The organism is Alienimonas sp. DA493, from assembly GCF_043951915.1.
Taxonomy (GTDB): domain Bacteria; phylum Planctomycetota; class Planctomycetia; order Planctomycetales; family Planctomycetaceae; genus Alienimonas.
Map to the genome: position 1 here is coordinate 1 of NZ_JBINJD010000112.1, position 16817 is coordinate 16817.

15 protein-coding genes are annotated in these 16817 nt (G+C 72.2%); 8 read left to right on the forward strand and 7 right to left on the reverse strand.

The window, feature by feature from the left end; translation table 11 throughout:
* Nucleotides 1-37: 37 nt before the first annotated feature.
* Nucleotides 38-790: a (5-formylfuran-3-yl)methyl phosphate synthase gene (locus tag ACG2DA_RS15880; protein WP_395256769.1), complete on the reverse strand. Its 753-nt coding sequence runs from the start codon at nt 788-790 to the stop codon at nt 38-40.
* Between the two features lie 350 nt (nt 791-1140).
* On the opposite strand from ACG2DA_RS15880, the gene ACG2DA_RS15885 reads away from it, so the two are divergent.
* Nucleotides 1141-3615: a hypothetical protein gene (locus ACG2DA_RS15885; protein ID WP_395256770.1), complete on the forward strand. Its 2475-nt coding sequence runs from the start codon at nt 1141-1143 to the stop codon at nt 3613-3615.
* A 341-nt stretch (nt 3616-3956) separates the two neighbouring features.
* Here ACG2DA_RS15885 and ACG2DA_RS15890 read toward each other — a convergent pair whose 3' ends face one another.
* The 6 genes from ACG2DA_RS15890 to serA form a co-directional block, all read right to left on the reverse strand.
* Nucleotides 3957-4745: an MBL fold metallo-hydrolase gene (locus ACG2DA_RS15890; RefSeq protein WP_395256771.1), complete on the reverse strand. Its 789-nt coding sequence runs from the start codon at nt 4743-4745 to the stop codon at nt 3957-3959.
* Nucleotides 4746-4810: 65 nt separating this feature from the next.
* The gene (locus ACG2DA_RS15895; RefSeq protein WP_395256772.1) at nt 4811-5689 is read right to left on the reverse strand and encodes an MBL fold metallo-hydrolase; all 879 of its coding nucleotides are present in this window, start codon (nt 5687-5689) and stop codon (nt 4811-4813) included.
* A gap of 123 nt (nt 5690-5812) precedes the next feature.
* Nucleotides 5813-7000 carry a hypothetical protein gene (locus ACG2DA_RS15900; RefSeq protein ID WP_395256773.1) on the reverse strand — a complete coding sequence of 396 codons (1188 nt, stop codon included), beginning with the start codon at nt 6998-7000 and terminating at the stop codon, nt 5813-5815.
* Nucleotides 7001-7039: 39 nt separating this feature from the next.
* On the reverse strand, nt 7040-8116 hold the full coding sequence (locus ACG2DA_RS15905; RefSeq protein ID WP_395256774.1) for a DUF1559 domain-containing protein: 1077 nt from the start codon (nt 8114-8116) through the stop codon (nt 7040-7042).
* 205 nt (nt 8117-8321) lie between these two features.
* Complete coding sequence (locus ACG2DA_RS15910; protein ID WP_395256775.1) at nt 8322-9410, reverse strand: DUF1559 domain-containing protein; 1089 nt, start codon at nt 9408-9410, stop codon at nt 8322-8324.
* Nucleotides 9411-9520: 110 nt separating this feature from the next.
* On the reverse strand, nt 9521-11161 hold the full coding sequence (serA, locus tag ACG2DA_RS15915; RefSeq protein WP_395256776.1) for a phosphoglycerate dehydrogenase: 1641 nt from the start codon (nt 11159-11161) through the stop codon (nt 9521-9523).
* Between the two features lie 127 nt (nt 11162-11288).
* Here serA and ACG2DA_RS15920 point away from each other — a divergent pair, with 127 nt between their 5' ends.
* The 7 genes from ACG2DA_RS15920 (at nt 11289) to ACG2DA_RS15950 (ending at nt 16801) form a co-directional block, all read left to right on the forward strand.
* Complete coding sequence (locus ACG2DA_RS15920; RefSeq protein WP_395256777.1) at nt 11289-11798, forward strand: hypothetical protein; 510 nt, start codon at nt 11289-11291, stop codon at nt 11796-11798.
* Nucleotides 11795-12205, forward strand: coding sequence for a hypothetical protein (locus tag ACG2DA_RS15925; RefSeq protein WP_395256778.1), 411 nt, complete (start codon nt 11795-11797; stop codon nt 12203-12205). The genes ACG2DA_RS15920 and ACG2DA_RS15925 overlap by 4 nt, the downstream gene beginning before the upstream one ends.
* A 123-nt stretch (nt 12206-12328) precedes the next feature.
* Nucleotides 12329-13066, forward strand: a complete 738-nt coding sequence (locus tag ACG2DA_RS15930; RefSeq protein WP_395256779.1) for an intradiol ring-cleavage dioxygenase — start codon at nt 12329-12331, stop codon at nt 13064-13066.
* 36 nt (nt 13067-13102) lie between these two features.
* The gene (locus ACG2DA_RS15935; RefSeq protein ID WP_395256780.1) at nt 13103-13558 is read left to right on the forward strand and encodes an SUKH-3 domain-containing protein; all 456 of its coding nucleotides are present in this window, start codon (nt 13103-13105) and stop codon (nt 13556-13558) included.
* 318 nt (nt 13559-13876) lie between these two features.
* Nucleotides 13877-14599: a hypothetical protein gene (locus ACG2DA_RS15940; RefSeq protein ID WP_395256781.1), complete on the forward strand. Its 723-nt coding sequence runs from the start codon at nt 13877-13879 to the stop codon at nt 14597-14599.
* A gap of 184 nt (nt 14600-14783) precedes the next feature.
* Nucleotides 14784-15602, forward strand: a complete 819-nt coding sequence (locus ACG2DA_RS15945; RefSeq protein WP_395256782.1) for a PspA/IM30 family protein — start codon at nt 14784-14786, stop codon at nt 15600-15602.
* A gap of 98 nt (nt 15603-15700) precedes the next feature.
* Nucleotides 15701-16801, forward strand: coding sequence for a hypothetical protein (locus tag ACG2DA_RS15950; protein WP_395256783.1), 1101 nt, complete (start codon nt 15701-15703; stop codon nt 16799-16801).
* The last annotated feature ends 16 nt before the right edge of the window (nt 16802-16817 follow it).

Genomic DNA, 16817 nt, shown 5'->3' on the forward strand with positions numbered 1-16817 from the left:
GGCCCGAGCGTGCGGACGCCGCGGAACGCGCGGGGGGCTAACGCCCCCCGCTCGCCACGGCGTCCTTCAACGCCCGCACCTTCGCCTCGCTGACGCGGCCGGTGCGATCGCCGTCGCAGGCGGCGCCGCGGACGGCGACGATCTCGGCCCCGCAGGCCAGCGCCCGCGGCACGTCCTCGATCGTCAGCGAGCCGGCGAGGGCGAAGGTGAGACCCCGCCGCCGGGCCTGTTCGCCCAACTCCGTCAGCCGCTCGTCCGACAGGTGGTCGAACAGCCCGCGGCCGTCCTTGTGGAAGGTGTCGACCAGCAGAGCGACGCAGCCGGCGGGGGCCGCCTCCGCCAGCACGGCCTCCGGCGCCGGGGCGTCGCAGGCGGCGTGGTCCGCGTAGGCGACGGCGACCCATTGAAAGGTTCGCCGCTCCGCGGCGATCGCCTCGTACTGGAAGCGGGCGTCCAGCCAGTCCCAGACCCACTGCGGGTTGCGGACCGGGGGGGCGTCCGGGGGGAGCAGCCCGGCGAGGCCCAGCTTCGCCCACCGCACGCCGGCGGGGATCAGCGGGGTCTCCAGCAGCGAGGGCCGCTCCGCGGCTTCGCCCAGCGCGACGCTGACGGCGGCCCGGGACGAATCGCCGTCGGCGGCGCAGAGGGCGGCGACCTCGTCCCACACCGCTTCGTCCGCCCGGCCCAGGGAGCCGCGGGCGGGCTCCTTCACGTCGATCACGTCCGCCCCGCCGGCGAGGGCGGCCCGGGCCTCGGCGGCGTCGCGGACGCTCACCAGTAACTGCGCCATCAGGCTCCCGCGGTCGATCGGTCCGTCTCTCCCCCCCACCGACGACGCGTCGTCGGCGCGTTCCGGGAAATCCGTGGGAGACGAACAAAATGGTTCAAGGTCCCACCGATCCGCAACCGAAGCAGTCCCACGGCGGACCGCGCGACCGGCACGGACCGCCCGACCCGACGTCCGGCGGTTTCCCTCAAGCGGGCCGCCCCCGGCGCCGGGCCCCGACGACGGGCCGGTCTCCCGACGCCCCCGCGGACCCCCGCACCCCCGGCGTATTCGCCTCGGCCGACCGCTCACACCCCGGCCCCCTCGCGAGTCCGCGGGACGAAGGACATTCGCTTCCCATGCCGCTTCGATCCATGCCCCGTACGGCCCCCTCACCCCGGGCGGCGCGCCGCTCGGCGCTGATTCGCCGCGGCCTTGCCGCGGCGCTGCTCGCCCTCGCGCCCGCCGCGTTCGTGCCCGCCTTCGCCGAGGGCCCCGGCGATTCGCTGGGGCCGGCGACCAGCGGCGAGGCGATGGACGACCTGTTCGCCATGCCGATCCCGACGGCGCCGACCCCCGCGAAGACAGCGGCGACGAGCCCGGCCGAGCCGTCCGGCTCCGGCGTGATGCAGGCCGGGTTCGAGACCGACGGCGTCGGCGGCGGCATCCGGCAGACCGCCGGGACCGAAACGCCCGGGACCGTCGCCCCGCCGGCGTTCCCCGCCGCGGGCGTCGGCCGCCCGGTGGACGACCTCGATTCGTTCTTCTCCCCGGCCGCCGCGGCGAAGGCCGCCGAACCGAAGCCGGCCGCCCCGGCGAAGACCGCCGCCGCCGACGACGCGGCGCCGGCGTCGGAGCCAAGCGTGACGCAACGCCGTCCCGCCGCCCCGCGGAGCGCCTTCAGCGCCGCGGACTTCGGCTTCGGCCCGGCGACCCCCGCCGCGACCCCCGCCGTGACGCCCGCCGCCGCGACGATGCCCGCCGACGGCGCCGCCGGGACGATCCGGCCGGTCTCCGGCACGGGCGACCCGTTCGCCGCGATGGCGGATCCGTTCTCTCCGAAAGCGGAAGCCTCCCAGGCCGAGGCTCCCCAAGCCGACGGCCCGGCGCTGGCCGGTCCGGAGCCGACCGCGGTCTCCGCCGAGGCCGCCGTCGCCGCGGACGTCCCCCCGGCGATCGCCCCGGCCTCCGCCGCGGACCCGTTCACCCCGGCTCCGGTTCCGGCCCCCGCGCGGCCGAACCCCCTCGCCGAGCCGACCGACGCGGAGCTGCGCCTCGCCGAGGCCGCCCGCACGCCGGCCTCCCGCTCCACGGACGTCGCCCCCGTGCCCGCCCCGGAGATGCCGGAGGGCTTTGAGGAACCGAACGCCGAACCGACCGAGGAGCCGAACGCCGAACCGACCGGGGAGCCGGTCGCGCACGGCCCGCTGGTCAGCACGATCGGCGTCGGCGGGGTCGGCCCGCAGCACGCCGAACTGAGCGCCACCTGGCGGCACAGCGGTCCGATCCGCGTCGGCCGGGTGTGCACCTCGGTCCTGACCGTCTCCAACGCCGGCCCGGCGACCGCCTACGGCGTGACCGTCACCGGCGACGTCTCCGCCAACATGGGCCTCGCCGCCGCGGAGCCCTCCCCGGAGGACGGCGTCGACACTCCCCATCCGACCTGGACCTTCCCCACCCTGGAAGCCGGCGAGCAGCGGGAGATCCGCCTCACTTACACCCCCACCGCCGTCGGCGGCGGCGACGACCCGGCCGCGGCGAACCGGCTGGCGGCGATGGTCACCAGCCGCCTGATCGCCCGCGGCGCCCCGGTCGTCACCGAGCCCAAGCTGAAGGTCGAACTGGAAGGCCCCCGCGACGTCCTGCTGGGCGAGCCGGCCACGCAGACGATCCTCGTCTCCAACCCCGGCACCGGCCACGTGGATGAGGTGCTGATCGAAGCCCTGCTGCCCGAGGGCCTGGAGCACCGCGGCGGTCCGAAGCGGCTGACGATGAACATCGGCGCCCTGTCGGCCGGCGAAACCAAGCCGGTCCGCCTCGGCCTGCTGACGAGCGTCGGCGGGGTGCAGACGATCTCCGTGCAGGTCCGCGGCGAGGGCGGCCTGCAGGCCGAGACCGCCGCCGACATCCAGGTGAAGAGCCCGCAGATCGACCTGTCGATCGACGGTCCCGGCCTGCGGTACGTCAACCGCACCGCCGCGATGACCCTGACCGTCTCCAACCCCGGCGACGCCGCCACGGACAACGTCCGCCTGGGCTACCGCGTGCCGGACGGCTTCGAGTTCCTCTCCGCCGACCGCAGCGGCACCCACGACCCGGCCGGCCGCACGGTGCGGTGGTTCCTGGGCCGCATCGAGGCCGGCGGCAGCGTGACCGCCACGGTGAACCTCAAGGCCGTCGCCGGCGGGGAGCAGCTGCATCGGGCGGAGGTCTCCGCCAGCAGCCGGGCCAAGGCCGGCGCCGAGCACCTCACCCGGATCGAGGGCACCGCCAGCCTGGTGCTGAAGATTCAGGACACCGACGACCCGGTCGAGGTCGGCGCCGAGACCGAATTCACCGTGACCGTTTCCAACGAGGGCACCGCCGCCGCCAAGACCGTCGGTCTGGCCTGCCGGGTGCCGGAGGGCACGACGGTCGGCGCCGTCCGCGGCCCTGCCGCCTACCGCACCGAGGGCAACCTGATCCTGTTCGACAGCCTCCCGGAGCTGGAGCCCGGCGCCAAAGAGGTCTACACCCTGCGGCTGAAGGGCACGACCCCCGGCAGCAAGCGGTTCCAGACCCGCCTGGTCAGCGAGAGCATCAGCGAGCCGCTGATCCACGAGGAACTGACCAAGTTCTACGCCGAGTGAGTCCCGGTTGAACCGCGAACCGTCGACGCCCCGGACGCCCCCGCGTCCGGGGCGTTTCGCGTTTCCCCCTCGCCCCCTGTGGGGGAGAGGGGCCGGGGGTGAGGGGGCGGTGACAGGCCGTTCGCCGTCGTCCCCGTTAGAGCGATCTTCTCGAAGCCGTCGCGGACCTTACCAGCCCGGAGCGCAAGCTCCGGCCGTGCGTCGTTCGACGCCTCGGCTGCGCTGACGGCCGATGCTTGCGCATCGGGCTGGTATCAGCCGCGACGTTCTGCGGAAGAGCGCACCAGGCGGCGCGATCCACTCTCAACGCGCCGCCTCACGGCGACGGCGAGCTGCGAACCTCACGCCGTTTCGCGGACCTGCGGCTCCTCCGGGGCCGCGGCCAGCAGGCCGCGGATCAGCGCCGGGACGTCGGCGTCGACGTGGATCGCCCCGTGCAGCGGGGCGAGCGTGCGGGGGGGGCCGTCGGTCTCCCAGCGGGTCAGCAGCGCCCGCCAGGCGTCGCAGACCTGCCCGTCGGTGGGCGAGAAGGGCGGGGGCGGGGCCGGCGGGCGGGCCAGCGGGAGCGCGTCGTCCGGCTGCATCGGGCCGGGGGCGATCGCGGAATCGCCCGTCAGCAATACGCCGCCGAACGCCGGCGTGGACAGCATCACCGACCCCGGCGTCCGCCCCGGCCAGTGCAGGACCTCGACCGGCAACTCGGCCAGCGGGCCGCCGGGCTCGCAGGCCTCGATCGGGTCCTCCCACTCCACCATCAACCCCCGCACGCGGGGGTCGTGGCGGTCCTCGGGGTGCAGGAAGAACGGGGTCTCGAACTCGCCGGCCAGGGCGTCGAAGGCGTCGCCGCGGACGGCGAGGTCGGCGTGGGTCAACAGACAGCCCACGATCGCCGCCCCCTCGTCCTTCAACCCCCGCACGCCGGGCAGGGCGTGCCGCAGCGGGGCGTCGATCAGCAGGGCCCGCGGCGCGTCGGCCCCGGACGAACGGTCCGGCGGGAAGAGCAGGGCGTAGCTGTTCGGCGGGCGGAGCGTCCGCCCGCCGGCCGCCCCGAACTGCGGGAGCAGGACCAGCCCGCCGTGCTCCGCGTCCCCCAGCAGCCATTGGCGACGGGGGTGAGAGAAAACGGTCATCGGCGGCAGGTCGTTCGGGCGGGGGGCGGCCATGGTGCGGCGGCGGGCCGGCCCCCGCCAGTCGGTCACCCCGCGGGGACCGCGACCTCCTCGAACCGATCGGCCAACTCCCGCAGCGCCGACCGCATCGCGGGGCCGGCGAGGGCGCGGCCGTGGCCGGTGACGAGGGTCTCGGGCTCCAGCGCGGCGAGTTTGCGGGCGCTGGCGGCGGCGGCGGACCAGTCGGGGGTGAAGTACATCGGCGGGCCGTGCACCTCCTCCCGCTGCGTGGCGACGGCGTAGGCGCTTTCCTGCTCCGTGCTGATCACCGCGTCCCCGCTCAGCAGCGTGCGGTCGGACGGCCGCCAGAACGAGACGTGGCCGGGCGTGTGGCCGGGCGTCGGCAGCCAGCGCCAGCCGGGCAGCGGCGGGACGGGGCCGCCGCCGTCGGGAGCGCCGTCCGTTTCCAGCGTGCGCAGCCGGTCGCCCACGTCCACGGGGCCGCGGGGGAACAGCGCGCTGGAGAGGTTCACCAGGCCCCCGCCGGCCATCGGGTCCGGCGGCGGGTAGCTCTCCCGGCCGGTGAGGAACGGGGCCTCCGCGGGGTGGGCGAGGACCGGCACGTCCCACTCCGCGGCGAGCTCCTCCAACACGCCGACGTGATCGAAGTGCCCGTGCGTCATCAGGATCGCCGCGGGCGGGCAGGGCGCCCCCGCGTCGGTCCCGCCCGCGGCGAACCGCTCGGCGGCGACTTCGCGGATGCGGTCCGCCGTGCCCGGCAGGCCCGCGTCGAGCAGAACCCAGTTCCCCGCCCCGCACCCGGGCGCTCCGACGAAGGCGACGTTAACGATCCCCAGCCGACGGTAGGCGACGTCGCCGAGCGCCTCGTGCACCGGCCCGGGGGTGAGGTCCGCGGGCGACTCGTCCGCCCGGGCGGCTTCGGGAACGGGAATCTGGGAGGTCATCGGCGGGAACGCGGGCGGGCGGGGCGGGAGACGCGCCACCGTCCGTCCCGCGGCCCGGCCGCGGGACGGGAAAAGCCGCCGCCGTCGGCCCGGGCGTTCGCGGCGGCCGGCCCCGCCGGAGCTTCAGTGCGTCAGCGTCCAGCGGCCGTCGGCGTGGCGGTAGGGGAGCGTGACGGCGCCGCGTCCCCCGCGGGCCCGGCCGTCGCCGGTCGTGGCGCCGCTGGGGAAGGTGAACCACAGCCGCAACTCCCCGTCCGCCGCCGACGCCTCCGTCACCGGCACGATGAAGCGACCGTCGGCGGCCACCGGGGCGACGTAGTGCTTCGCCCAGTAGCTGCCCGGCAGGTCGTCCGGGTGATCGCCGAGCACGGCGTGCACCGGCTTCTCCCCGGAAGTTCGCACCGCCCCGGCGAGGGCGAATCCCTTGCCGGTCGGCGTCGGCCGCAGGGCGAGGTCGTCGACCCGCACCGCCGGCAGGCGCCATTCGCTCAGCGGCGTCCCGCGGACGACTGGGTGCACGGCGAGCATCGCCGCGGCGGCCTCGCTGAGGTGGGCGTCCCGGCTGGGGCGGCCGGTGACGCGGCGGTAATTGAAGTTCGTCGCCCCCATCAGCGTGTTGCTGGTCCGCACGCGGGCCGCCTTCGGACCGATGTGCGGCAGGCCGAAGGCGTGGCCGAGTTCGTGAATCGTCCCCTTCAACGCCGTCTCGTCCCCGAGGCCGGCGGAGATCGGGGCGGTCGGCCGGAGCCGGGAGAAGCGGCTGTCGTAGTTGGCGATCGACCACCCGCCGAATTGCGGCGAGCTGCCGCCGCGGAAGTCGGCGAACCGCGCGGGCGGGTCGCCCTTGTAGACGAGGACCCACCACAGATCGCCCTTGGCCGGCAGGTCGAAATGCTGCATCGCGGAGGCGATCGCCTCCTTGTGCGTGTCCGGTTTGGCGTAGCGGTCGGGGCCGTGCTCCCCGATCACGCCCAGCACTTCGACGGAGCCGGTCCCGTCGTCGGTCGGCTTGCCGTTCTCGTCGACGCGGACGAACAGCGACTTCACGCCCGGCTCGTGCCCCCAGCGCCTCAGGCCGTCGAGGAGGAACCGGTCGGCGTAGTCGGCGAGGCGGTCGATCCCCTCCTGGTAATCCGTCGGCGGCCGCAGGCCGCGGGGGACGAACAGCACGACCCGCACCTTCGCCGCGTTCAGCCGTTGCGCAGGAGAAACCGGCTCCGCGGCGGGGGCCGCGGAGCCGGTGGCGAACAGGACGGCGAGCGTCAGACACGCCGCCCGCGGCGATCTGCGGTTCGGGGCGGGCGTGCGCATGGCGGTCAGGGCCGTTTGGGGATCAGGGCCGTTTGGGGATCACCACTCTTTGTCGACCTGCTGACCGTCGTTCCGCTGGATCAGGCGGCTGTAGGTCTCTTCGTCGATCGTGTAGTTCAGCATCTGCGCGGAGCCGTCGACCAAGGCGATGTTCGCCCCCTCCGCATGCCAGGCGCCGGGCTTGGTGAAGACCTGATCCCCGGAGATGAACCCGAGGTTGTTCCCGACCACGCCGGGAGAGAAGACCGGTTGGCCCAACTCGTGGCTCGTGCAGCAGTGATAGCCTTCGGCCCAGATCCCGTAGAGGGATTCGATGATCAAAATCGTGCTGGTGGTGCCGTCCGGCACGTCCCGGAAGCTGGTGGCCATGTTCGGACCGAACATGCCGCCGATGCGGCTGACGACGGTGTTGCCTTCGTCGTCAGTCGTCAGCGTCCGAAGGCCGGCGCTGCCGATGTAGTTCGAGCGGCCGAACGGGCCGGTGTCGAGATCCGGCAGCCCGGGGACGCCCTCGATGGTTTCGTCTTTCGGCTCCACCATGGAGGCGCTGGGGCAGACGTAAGACTGGACGTCGAACAGAGCGGCCGCCAGGTTGTCCCGTTGAAACTGCGGGGGGTTCGAATCGCCGGCGGGGAAACGGGGCAGGTCGACTTCGGCGCCGAATCCGATCAACCGGTGCGTCGGGGTCAGGTCCATCTGGGGCAGGATGAGCGCATGCCATCCCCAGTAATTGCTGATGGCGACGCCCTGGACGGGCACGGCGCTGTCGGACATCGTCGCGCCGTTGGGGAGTTTCTGCCCGGCGATCACCATGCCGTGGAAGAATTCGTCCGGGACGTCCGAGTCATTGTCGGAAGCGGGCGGACGAACGACGGCGCCGGCCGGAAAGCATTTAAAGGCGGAGTGATAGTTGTGCATCGCCAGGGCGATATTCTTCACGTTGTTCATGCACTGGGCGGCCCGGGCCCGCTCGCGGGCGGACTGCACGGCCGGCAACAACAGGCTGGCCAGCACCGCGATGATCGCGATGACCACCAGCAGTTCGATCAACGTGAACCCGGCCCGTCGGGCGGCTGGGCGGGAAAGGGGTGAAGGCGGGCGGCGGGCGGTGAGCATACGGGGCGGGCTTCGTTGGGGACGCGTGCAGTTTAGCAGATCGTTGCGGACGGTCACGATCGGATCGGAACCGCGCGATGGACGGCCGACCGCCTCGCACCGCGCTCCCCCGCCCGGGGCGGGGGCTGATTCCGAACCCCGGACGTCCCGGGGCGATCTGGGGAAAAGGCCGTCTTAGAAAAAAGGTTCGAATTTCCTGTCGACGTCAGGGCGCCTCGACCTGCCGGCCGTCGTTCCGCTCGATCAGGCGGCGGTAGACGTCGCGGTCGATGGAATAGGCGAGCATCGTGGCGTGGCCGTCGACGAAGCCGGCGTTCACGCCGTCCGCGTGCCAGGAGCCGGGCGTGGTGAAGGCGGCGTCGGGGTCGCTGACCGTCTCCCTGCTGAGGTTCCCCGCGGAGCCGGCGTGGAAGATCGGCGGGTCGCCGGGGGTGCCGGCCATCGAGGGGGTCGGGTAGCTCGTGCAGCACTTCTGCCCCTCGGCCCAGAATCCGATCGTGGATTCAATCACGGCCAGCGTCTGGGGGGAGCCGTCGGTGACGTCGCGCATCTTCAGCGGTCGGCCGACCTCGAAGAAGCCCCCGATCCGCACGCCCAGGCCGTCTTCGCCCGGCGAGACCAGGCTGCCGGCGGCGCCGAGGTAATAGTTCGCCGCCCAGTTCGTCCCGTTCAGGCCGTCGTCGGTGACGTCGTCCGGGAGGTCCACCGCCCGCGGGGGCGGCGAGGCGGAGGGGCAGATGAACGTGGGGACCGTCGAGATCGCCGCGGCCCGGTTCTCCTCGATCGCCAGCCGGGCGCAGTGGTCGCTGACCATCCGGCCGAGAATCGGCTGGTCCAGTTGGCTCAGGATGCGGGCGTGCCACCCCCAGTACTGGGACAGGTACAGGCCGCTGGGGCCCGGGGCGCCGCTCGCCAGCCGCGGGACGCTTTCGTATTTGGTGCCCCAGACCATCGGGCTCTCGTCGTCGCCGCCGCAGGGGATCGACACCCAGATCGGCGTGCCGAGCGTGTCGACGCCCTCGGGAAAGTGCTGGATCGCAGCGTGGTAGTTATGCAGCGCCAGCAGGATCTGCTTCGTGTTGTTCAAACACTGGGTGCGGCGGCTCGCCTCGCGGGACCGCTGTACGGCCGGCAACAACAGGCTGGCCAGCACCGCGATGATCGCGATGACCACCAGCAGCTCAATGAGCGTAAACCCCGCCCGCCGGCAGGATTGGCGGGGCGGCTCGACGCCGGGGCGTCGCTTCCACCCCGGGGGGCGGCCGGGGGGACAGCAACGGAGGCAATGACGCATGATTTTCGCCGGAGGGGGGCGCGGGCGTGAAAGCCCATTCCGAACCCCGGCCGTCGGCCGCCGGACCGCTCAATCCCCGAACAACCGGAGATTTCCGCGAACCGAACCGTTCAGTCCGCCTTGGCCAGCACGCCGGGCAGGGCCTCGCCGCGGCCCGGCAGCTTCACGGCCCGCACGCCGGTGACCTCCGGGTGGTCGGCGATCTTTTTCATCGCCGCCTCGGACGGGCACTGGTCGAGGTGCAGCACCGCGACGCTGTCGCCGCCGGGTTCGTCCCGGGAGCGGCCCAGGGACATATCGGCGATGTTCGTCCCCTCTTCGCCCAGCAGGTTGCCGATGAACCCGATCAGGCCGGGCACGTCCCGGTGGCGGTAGATGAGGAGGATGCCGTCCAGGAAGGCGTCCAGGTGGAAGCCGTCCAGGCGGATCAGCCGCAGGTAGCCGCTGCCGAACAAGGTGCCGGCGACGACGTGCTCGCCGGCGTCGGTGGTCACGGTGGCGGAGACGCTCGTGCTGAAGTCGCCGGCCGACTCGCTCTTGGTCTCCTCCATGGTGATGCCGCGGTCCCGGGCGACGGCGGCGGCGTTGACGAGGTTGACGTCCTCCACGGCGTCGGCGAGCAGGCCGGCGGCGAAGGCGCCGGCGACCAGCCCGGTCTTCTTCTTCGCCGCCTCGCCGCGGAAGGCGAGCTTCACCCCGTTCACCCCCGCGTCGCCGGTGATCTGGCTCAGCAGCACGCCCAGCCGATAGCCGAGGTCCAGGTACGGCCGCACCTCGGCCATCTCCGCCCCGCTGACGGGCACCATATTGACCGCATGACGAATCTCGCCCGTCTTCAAAAAGTTCGCCATGATCTCCGCCGCCTCCAGGGCGACGAGTTCCTGGGCCTCCTCCGTGCTGGCGCCCAGGTGCGGGGTCATCAGCAGGTTGGGGCAGCCGCGGAGCGGCGAATCGGCCGGCGGCGGCTCCTCCGTGTAGACGTCCAGCGCCGCCCCGGCGACGGTGCCGTCCTTCAGGGCCTCGGCCAGCGCCGCCTCGTCGATGATGCCGCCGCGGGCGCAGTTGATCAGCCGCACGCCCTTCTTCATGGCCTTCATACGCTCGGCGTTGATGAGCCCCTTCGTCTCCTCCGTCAGCGGGGTGTGGACGGTGAGGTAGTCCACCCGCGGGACGAGCTGGTCCACGTCCCGGACCAGCTCCACGCCCAGTTCCTTCGCCCGATCAGAGCTCAGGAACGGGTCGTAGCCGATGACGTCCATTTCCAGGGCGACGCAGCGGCGGGCGACGGCCTGGCCGATGCGGCCGAGCCCGACGACGCCGATCGTTTTGCCGGCCAGCTGGGTGCCGGTGTATTTTTTGCGGTCCCACTTGCCCTCGTTCATGCTCTGGGCGGCGGGGGCGGTGTTGCGGGAGAGGGCGAACATCAGCGCCAGCGCCTGCTCGGCGGTGGAGACGGTGTTCCCGCTGGGGGTGTTCATCACGACCACGCCGGCCTTGGTGGCGGCGGGCAGGTCGATGTTGTCCACGCCCACGCCGGCCCGGGCGACGGCCTTGAGGCGGGGCTGGCCTTCGAGGATCTCCGGAGTCAGCTTGGTGCCGCTGCGGACGATGATGCCGTCGGCCTCTTTGAGTTCCTCGCGGACCTGTTCGGGGGTGAGGCCGCTTTTGACGACGACCTCGATGCCGCCGGCCGCTTCGAGTTTCTCCAGCCCGGCGGGGGAGAGGTTGTCGGTGATGAGAACGCGGGGCACGGCGGCGGAGCGGGCGCGGAGGAAAACGGGCGGGCGGGCCAGAGGATACCGACGCCGCCGCGAAGTTCACGGCCGGCGGGCGGCGGCGGTAGGGTGGGGCCTTCGCCCGTCCGCTGGCGCCCCCGCGATGCCGCCGCCTCCGCAATTGCCCGGGCCGGACGAGATCCCGGCCGAATCCTCGGTCCCTCCTCCGGAGGGAGCCGCGGAACCGACCTCGGGCTGCGCGGCGCTGGCGCTGGCGGCGATCGCCGGCGGGACGCTGACGGCAGCGGGTCTCCTCGCGGCGATCCTGTACGCCGAAGCGAACCGCCCGCCGGCGCCGGGCGCGGTCAGCTACGGACAGGCCGTCGTGCTGATCTCCCTCCCGCTGGTGATCCTATGGGGCGCGGCGGTCGGCGCCGGGGCGGGGCTGTTCGCCGCGGGCGAGCGGTGGGTCGGGGCGGGCGTGCAACTGCTCGCCGCAGCGACGGGGACGCTCGCGTTCCACCGCCTGCGGGCGGCCGACGTGGCGAGGAACGGGCCGGACGTCAGCCAGACGGTTCTCTATGACGCCCCGGTCGCGGTGGGGCTGGCGGTCGGGGTTTTGGCGGCGGCGGTCTGTGTGGGGGCGGCGGTCGTCCGCAGGGCGAGGCGTTGAGGACGATCCCGCCGCACGTGCAGGTCACGCTCTGCCGCACGCTGGCCGTCACGGCCGCGGTCGCGGCGCCGCTGTGGTTCGGCGCCATGGCGTATTCGCTGCTGGCCGGGAACCGGAAAGCGAACTTGTGGATGGCGGAGGCGATGGGCACGCCCGGTGGGATCATCGCGGGGTTGGTCCTCTGGCTGCTGTTCGCCCTGCCGTACGGGCCGCTGTTCTTCGTGCTGCCGCTCAACGGGCGGTTCACACGGCGGGAGAAGTGGCTCTGGTTCGGGGCGATGATCGCGGCCGGCTTCGTCGCGCTGGGGCACGCCGCGTTCGCGGCCTTCTGGTGGACGCTCGCCGGGCGGATGGAGCGGGGCGAGAGGGCCCGGCCGCTCCGCCGCGGGAGCGTCCCGGACGCTTGAAGCGTCCGGGACGCGGCGGTCGCTCGCGCCGTTCGGGCTGCGAACGGCGACACCCCGCGCCCGCGGCGGGGTTGGAACGGGTACACTCGTTCGCTCGCCCCCCTCCGCTCGGAGCCCGCCCCGATGTCCAGCCGCCGCCGCTTTCTGACCACGTCCCTCCAGGCGGGGCTCGCCGCCGGCGGGGGGCTGTTGCTCGCCGAGCGGTTGTGGCACACCCCCGGCGCCTTCGCGGAGGAGCTCGAAAAGACCCTGTCCCGCACCCCCCGGCAGACCGAGGGGCCGTTCTACCCGGACAAGTTGCCGCTCGACACGGACAACGACCTGCTCCGCCTGAACGACGCCAGCACCCCGGCCCTCGGCGAAGTCACCCACCTCACCGGGCAGGTGCTGACCCAGGCCGGCGAGCCGGTCCGCGGGGCGACGGTCGAGATCTGGCAGTGCGACGCCAACGGCAACTACATCCACACCCGCGGGGCCTCCAACGAGAACCGCGACGGCGGCTTCCAGGGCTTCGGCCGGTTCCTGACGGACGCCCAGGGCCGCTACTACTTCCGCACGATCAAGCCGGTCCCGTACCCCGGCCGCACCCCGCACATCCACGTCGCCGTCAACAAGGGCGACAACCGCCTGCTGACGACGCAGTGTTATATTAAAGGCCACGAGCAGAACGCCCGCGACGGCGTGATGCGGAGCACGACCGAGGCCGAGCGCGACCTGCTGATGGTCCCCTGGGAGCCGGTCGCGGGCAGCGCCGCCGGCGAATGGCAGGCGCAGTTCGACCTCGTGCTGGGCGCGATGACCGACGAGGGCCCGGAGCAAAACCCCGGCGGCCGCCGCCAGCCCCGCGGCCGGCGGGGGTGAAGGCGCTCGCACCGAGAATAGAGAAACGGCCCGTTAATGTCTGAGCTTTCGGACGAGACCGTCGTGGTGCTCCGGCGGGCGGGCTGGCACCCCGGTCGGGCGGTCGACGTGTCGGTGTACGTCGCCGATTATAAGAAGGTCGGGTACTCCGATTTCGAGGCGGCGATCCATTTTCTCAGCGAGTTCGGCGGACTGCGCCTAATGTTTCCTAATTCGCACGACCTGTCGCTAAACACGGACTGTAATTTCGACGTCGAGCGAGCCGCGATGCTCGGGCCCGAGTGGTTCGAGCATTACGCGGAGCACCTCGGCGAAGAGGTTGTGCCGATCGGACAGGCTCACTCCAACCACATGGACCTGCTGATGACGAGTAGCGGGCGAGTGTATGCCTGTACGGAGGCTTTGCTTTGCTATTTGGGCGTCGACGGAATGTCGGCCCTGAATCTCCTGTGCGAGGGCCGCAAAAAAGACTGCGAGAACATTCCTTTGTAGCTCGGACGGTCGGCGGCGGGCACCATGTTCTCATCGTCGGACGCCATGCTCTCACCGCGGCGAGTGCGATGCCGGTCGTCTCGCCGACCCGGCCCGCCGCGGGGTGGGCATGGAGTGCGGCGCCCGATCGTTCCGGGCCGGGCCGCGTCGTTCGCATGCTCACCCGCCTCCGCTGCGCTGACGCTCCGCTCCGGCGTGAGGGCAGCGCACACGGGCACGCTTGGCGTGCGGTGATCCGGCGGCGGCGGGGGGCGTTGCGTCGCGGGGCGGGTTGCCGCACGATTCGCCGCCCCCGTTCTCCCCCGTTGCCGGTTCGCCGTGCCCACGCCCGCCGAGGTTCGTCAGCAGGCCACGCTGGATCTGATCGTCTCGCCGTGGACGCTCGGGCCGGCGCTGTTGGGCGGGACGGCCCTGGCCGTCGGGTGGGCCGGCGGGGACCCGACCTGGCTGTTCGCCGGCGTCGGCGGGCTGCTGGCCGGCGGGGGGATGCTGGCGACCCGGTGGCTCACCCAGCTGGAGGCCGTCACGCAGAACGCCTGGCGGAAGCTGATCGATCAGGAGAAGGCCGCCAAGGAAACGGAGCTCGACAAGCTCGACCGGGCCCTGCAACGCGACGGCGACCCCTCCTCCCAAAAACTGCTCCGGGCCCTGCGGCAGATCCGCGACGGACTGGAGCGGGACGAAGCGGAAGGCAAGCTCGGCGGGGCCGGGGGGATCGTGAAGGACCGGGCCGAGGAGGTGTTCGCCGCCTGCGTCGCCCAGTTGCGGCACAGCCTGGAGTTGGACGAGACCGCCCGCACGCTCGCCGGCCCGGCCCGCAAGGAGCTGCGGGCCGACCGGCAGGCGATTCTCAAAGAGGTCTCCGAGACCGTCCGCCACCTCGCCCGCACCGTCAGCGAGGTGCGGGAGGCCCCCGTCAAACGGAAGGAGGGCGACCTGGGCCGCCTGCGGGCCGAACTGGACGCCACCATGGAAGTCGCCCGCCGCACCGAAGCCCGCCTGAACGAACTCGACCCGGGCTCGGGACGGGTGCGGGAGTGAGGGGATGAGCGACGGCGGATTTGGGATGTGGGATGCGGAAGTACGTCGCCGCTGGCGTCCGACATCCCCGATCCCGCATCCCTTTCGCCCCCCGCGGCGCTTTTGCACACTCGCGGCGTGAACCGCCTTTGCCCGCCGGGCGTTCCCGCTCGCACACGTCCCGCCCTCCCACCGTCCTCGACCCATGTTCGGCGCCCTCGGCCGTCTGCTCCGCTCCATCGGCTACCTGTTCACCGGCAAGATGGACAAGGCCGGCGAGGGGCTGCGGTCCAACCCCGACGTCATCAAAGCGAACTACGACCGGATCGTCCGCGAGAAACGCAGCCGCATCAACACCTATAAAGACGCGATCGCCGGGATGATCGCCCAGGAGGAGTCCAAAAAGCAGCGGCTCCAAACGCTGGTCGGCGAGATTGAAAAGCTGGAGCAGCTCAAGGCCGGCGCCGCGGCGAAGGCCCGCAAGGTCGCCCAGAGCCACAACGGCGACGCGGAGGCGGTCAAAAAGGACCCCGAATACCTCAAGTGCAGTGCCGCCTTTAAAGACTTCAGCTCCACCCTGCAGGAAAAGCAGGACCGCGCCGCGGAGATCGAGGCGGACCTGGAGCAGCTCGTCACCAACGTCGAGGGCCACAAAACGCAGATCCAGTCGCTGATGCGCGAATTGGACCAGCTGAAGGAGGAAAAGCACGACGCCGTCGCCGACGTGATGAGCGCCCAGGAGGAAAAGCAGCTCGCCGATATGATGACCGGCCTCGCCGAGGATCGGACCGGCGAGGAGCTGCGGGAACTCCGCGAGCTGCGGAACAAGGCCAAGGCGAACGCCCGCATCAGTCGGGAGGTCGCCGGGCTGGACGCCCAGAAGGCCGAGGACGACTTCCTCGCCTACGCCCAGGCCGACGCCGCCGAGGACGAATTCGACGCCCTCATCGGCCTCAGCCAGGAGGCCGACGGCGCCCCGGCGGTCAACGAGGCCCCGGTCAAAACCAGTATCCCCGAAAGCTGAACCGGAAGATCGGACGGTCCGCCCGGCGATCCGAGGCGGCGGTTCGTGCGTTGTCCCCCCACGCGTTTCCCCCCGCACTTCCCCCCGAGGACGCTCCGATGATCTCCCGCTGGTCCCCCCGCCTGCTGGCCGCCCTCGCCGCCGGCCTGGCCGTCGCGCTGCCCGGCTGCTCCTCCGACAAGGACGAGCCCGTCCGGCCCGGCGCCGTCCCGCCCGCGACCGCCGACGCCGACACGCCGGTCTTCTCCCTCGCCTGGAGCGAATACCCCTCCTGGAGCGCCTTCGGCGTGGCCGAGGGCGAGGGGCTGATCGACGGCGCCCAGGGTTCCATGGGCGAGATGGAGCAGAAGTGGGACGTGGACGTGGTCCTCAAACAGGCGGACTACGACCCCTGCCTGGGCCTGTACGCCGACGGGCAGGTCGACGCGGTCTGCATCACCAACATCGACATCCTCCCGCTGGCCGGCGGCCGCCCGGCGGTCGTCGCCTTCCCGACCAGCACGAGCGTGGGCGGCGACGCCGTGCTGGCCGTGGGCGTGGACGACGTCGCCGGTTTGAAGGCCGTCGACACCCGCGGGCTGGAGGCGACCGTCTCTCAGTACGTCTTCCGGCGCTGCCTGGAGGAACGCGGCGAGAACCCGATGGACTACCCGTATAAATCCATGGACCCCGCCGAGGCCGCCCGGGCCTTGCAGGACGGCCAGATTAAGAGTTGCTGCGTCTGGAACCCGTTCCTGCTCTCCGCCGAGAAGAACACGCCGAACGCCCAACGGCTGATGGACTCCTCGGAGATTCCGGAAGAAGTCATCGACCTGGTGGCGATCGGCAAAGACAGCCTCGCCAAAGAAGGCGGCGACCGCTTCGCCGCCTGCCTCGCGGAGACCTTCCACGCCTTCAACACGAAATTGAACGCCGACGACGACCTGAAGGTCGCCCTCGGCGAGCGCGTCGGCATGAAGCTGAGCCTGGAGGAGATGAACACGGTCATGGAGCAGTCCCGCTTCTACGCCACCGCCGAGGAGGCGAAGGCGTTGATGACCAAGGCGGAGTTCGCCGAGCAGACCATGCCCAAGGTCGCCGAGTTCACCGCGAACCACACCGGCGCCGACGCTCCGAGCTACGGCTTCGAGGACGACGCTGCGGCGTTGAACTTCACCACCCAGTACCTCGACCTGGAAACGGCCGGCCCGGCCGAATAGGGGCGAACGGCGTGAG

What these genes read in the sequence shown, in the direction of transcription:
- ACG2DA_RS15895 (WP_395256772.1), bottom strand. Translation starts at nt 5,689, where the DNA reads ATGACCTCCCAGATTCCCGTTCCCGAAGCCGCCCGGGCGGACGAGTCG.
- ACG2DA_RS15900 (WP_395256773.1), bottom strand. Translation starts at nt 7,000, where the DNA reads ATGCGCACGCCCGCCCCGAACCGCAGATCGCCGCGGGCGGCGTGTCTG.
- ACG2DA_RS15945 (WP_395256782.1), top strand. Translation starts at nt 14,784, where the DNA reads ATGTTCGGCGCCCTCGGCCGTCTGCTCCGCTCCATCGGCTACCTGTTC.
- ACG2DA_RS15920 (WP_395256777.1), top strand. Translation starts at nt 11,289, where the DNA reads ATGCCGCCGCCTCCGCAATTGCCCGGGCCGGACGAGATCCCGGCCGAA.
- ACG2DA_RS15885 (WP_395256770.1), top strand. Translation starts at nt 1,141, where the DNA reads ATGCCCCGTACGGCCCCCTCACCCCGGGCGGCGCGCCGCTCGGCGCTG.
- ACG2DA_RS15910 (WP_395256775.1), bottom strand. Translation starts at nt 9,410, where the DNA reads ATGCGTCATTGCCTCCGTTGCTGTCCCCCCGGCCGCCCCCCGGGGTGG.
- ACG2DA_RS15950 (WP_395256783.1), top strand. Translation starts at nt 15,701, where the DNA reads ATGATCTCCCGCTGGTCCCCCCGCCTGCTGGCCGCCCTCGCCGCCGGC.
- ACG2DA_RS15935 (WP_395256780.1), top strand. Translation starts at nt 13,103, where the DNA reads ATGTCTGAGCTTTCGGACGAGACCGTCGTGGTGCTCCGGCGGGCGGGC.
- ACG2DA_RS15890 (WP_395256771.1), bottom strand. Translation starts at nt 4,745, where the DNA reads ATGACCGTTTTCTCTCACCCCCGTCGCCAATGGCTGCTGGGGGACGCG.
- ACG2DA_RS15880 (WP_395256769.1), bottom strand. Translation starts at nt 790, where the DNA reads ATGGCGCAGTTACTGGTGAGCGTCCGCGACGCCGCCGAGGCCCGGGCC.
- ACG2DA_RS15930 (WP_395256779.1), top strand. Translation starts at nt 12,329, where the DNA reads ATGTCCAGCCGCCGCCGCTTTCTGACCACGTCCCTCCAGGCGGGGCTC.
- ACG2DA_RS15905 (WP_395256774.1), bottom strand. Translation starts at nt 8,116, where the DNA reads ATGCTCACCGCCCGCCGCCCGCCTTCACCCCTTTCCCGCCCAGCCGCC.